Origin of the sequence: Mesorhizobium sp. M0189, assembly GCF_040322135.1 — a bacterium.
Taxonomy (GTDB): Bacteria; Pseudomonadota; Alphaproteobacteria; order Rhizobiales; family Rhizobiaceae; genus Mesorhizobium.
Genome location: NZ_JAMYSW010000054.1, coordinates 1 through 2,359, shown reverse-complemented (window position 1 = coordinate 2,359; position 2,359 = coordinate 1). Strand labels below are relative to the sequence as shown.

Genomic DNA, 2,359 nt, shown 5'->3' with positions numbered 1-2,359 from the left:
TTCGAATCAGGTTGGTGTCAGCAACCCGACCTTACCGGCGAACTGTCGATGACCACCGCAAAGCCGCTCGCTCGCTACAGCGCTATCGAGAGCGCGCTCGCAAACGGCTTCGCTACCGCCGAGCTACACCACCTGTAGGGACGCGACCTTGTCTTTTGGCGTCATCTCTGCCATGGAGCGCACTTCACGGGGATCTCGGTCGCGACTGGGTTGGACATCCGGTGGTGCCATTGAAGGGCTCCTGCAGCACCGCAGCCATGTGCTCATTGGCCGAGTTTTGTGACTTCGCCCAAGGCGGTGCTTTGTCCGGAAGGAGTGCCCACAAAGGGACAGTTGTGCCGCTGGCGGAGAAAGCTCACGATAAGGCAGAGCTGCTCGTCGACCCGTGCTCGACCAGTTCGGGACGGGATGGCCATCGTTGAAAGTGAAAGCCACGCGCCATGGCCACGGATACAGAATACAATTCCGAGCACATCACTCCCACGTCACAGGCGGCCCGCCGCAGGGGAATGAAGGCCCTCCTGCTTGTCTTGAGGCCCTCCGGGGTCACCGCCCTGGGAGGGGTGCGGTCAGAAACTGGGAGGCCATCGAGGGATGATTGTTCTGCATGGATACACTCTGTGCTGGCCGGGGATTTCAACTGTCGGGCCGAGGTTCTCCCTAAGGCCTTTGTGCTGGGCCGCTCGGCTGCCGGGTGGACCGCGCCAGCCGGTCGCCAGGGTCTCAGACTAGGCCACAAGAAGCGGGCAGATCGAATGGGGCGCGCGTGCTGACGAATTTGAAGTCTGACTATGTCGCGATCCAGCGGCGCTGCAAGGACACACGGCCGCCCGAGCGCCTGATCGCGCACTACGAACTCGAACGCCGGCTCGCGGATCGGCTGCGGGCCGCCTCCCGCGACGAGCGGTCCCGACTCTATCCTGAGGTCTATTCGGAACTGTTCAACAGCCTGCCGGACCACCCGCAGAAAACCGCAATCGGCTCGCGCCCGGACCGGATCGCGAAACAGGTCAGGGCCCTCAAACCTCTGATGGGGCGCGGCGACGTGTACGTGGAGATCGGCTGCGGTGACGCCTCGCTGCCCTTCGCGCTGTCCGGGATCACCCGTCAGGTAGTGGGCCTCGATGTCACGGACGCCCTGGTGGATTTCGCCGTTGCTCCGGCCAATTTCCGCTTCCTGAAGACGGACGGGGTCGAGATCCTGCTCGCGGACAACTCCGTCGATCTGGCGCATTCGGACCAGCTCATGGAGCATCTGCACGTGGAGGACGCCGAGGCTCAGCTCCGGGAGATCCACCGGGTCCTCAGGCCCGGCGGGCACTATGTGTGCACTACCCCTAGCAGCGTCACGGGGCCGCACGATATCTCGATGTTTTTCGACGAGGTGGCGACGGGTACGCACATGCGGGAATACGACTACCGCTCACTGCGCGCCCTGATGCTCCAGGCGGGCTTTCGCACGATCGAGTTCCCGCTGGTGGTCGCCGGATATTGGCTCGCCACGCCGCCCTACCGGCTGCTGCACGGCATCGAACGGGCTGTGCAACGGCTTCCGGCTCGGTTGCGGCACAATCAATTGGCCGGCGTCCTGATGGGCATCACGGCAGTCGCCACCAAATAACAGCGCCGGACTTCAGGGCGCGCGGCCGGGACTTCCAGGGCCTTGCCCTTCGCAACTGAATTTCACCTGAAGGAATACAGCTATCGTGAATTGTCCAGCGCTTTTGAGCAGGTTGGTTTTCGAAAGCAGGCCGTGCTGTTCGGCCAGGGGCCTTTATGTGTTCGTTCCGTCAAATTTGCGATCGTAATCGAAACGATCATGCAGAGGGTTTGGCCCGGGCGATCGAGGACAACCACGAATTTGGTTCTCCGGCATTTGATGGGGGTTCGCCTGCTCGGCTACAGATGAGAGCAGGAGCCGCCGCGGTTCGAGAGAATGCCTTGGAGCCGCCAGCCGGGCCCGCGGTGGAAACCAAACCGAATCGGCGATGTTCGAACGGGACTGGCGACGCGGACCTATTGAGGACGATCAATTACTCAGAAGAGGGATCGTGTCCCAGGGAGTGGTGTAGCTGACGGCTTGGTCGCCGCGCTCTCCGGCATGGGGCCGGGCTGATCAGCGTGCCACGGCTGGCAGGCTGATCAGAAGGATCATCGCTCATTTGGCTGATGGTTTCCAGCGTCATGTATCTGGCGCGCTGCACGGCCCATTCGTCGTTCTGCTCGAGCAGGATCGCGCCAACCAGGCGGACGATGGGCGTCATCATTTGGGAAGATGCCGACGACCTCGGTGCGCCGCTTGATCTCGCCGTTGAGGCGCTCGATCGGGTTGGTCGAGTGCAGCTTGGCGCGGTGCTCC

At 62.7% G+C, this 2,359-nt stretch carries 1 protein-coding gene and 1 pseudogene; one reads left to right on the top strand and one right to left on the bottom strand.

The features are described from left to right. Nucleotides 1-766: 766 nt before the first annotated feature. Nucleotides 767-1,621: a class I SAM-dependent methyltransferase gene (locus NKJ09_RS32405; protein WP_352496795.1), complete on the top strand. Its 855-nt coding sequence runs from the start codon at nucleotides 767-769 to the stop codon at nucleotides 1,619-1,621. Nucleotides 1,622-2,116: 495 nt separating this feature from the next. Here NKJ09_RS32405 and NKJ09_RS32400 read toward each other — a convergent pair. Next, nucleotides 2,117-2,359: pseudogene (locus tag NKJ09_RS32400) on the bottom strand (transposase); the annotation flags it as partial.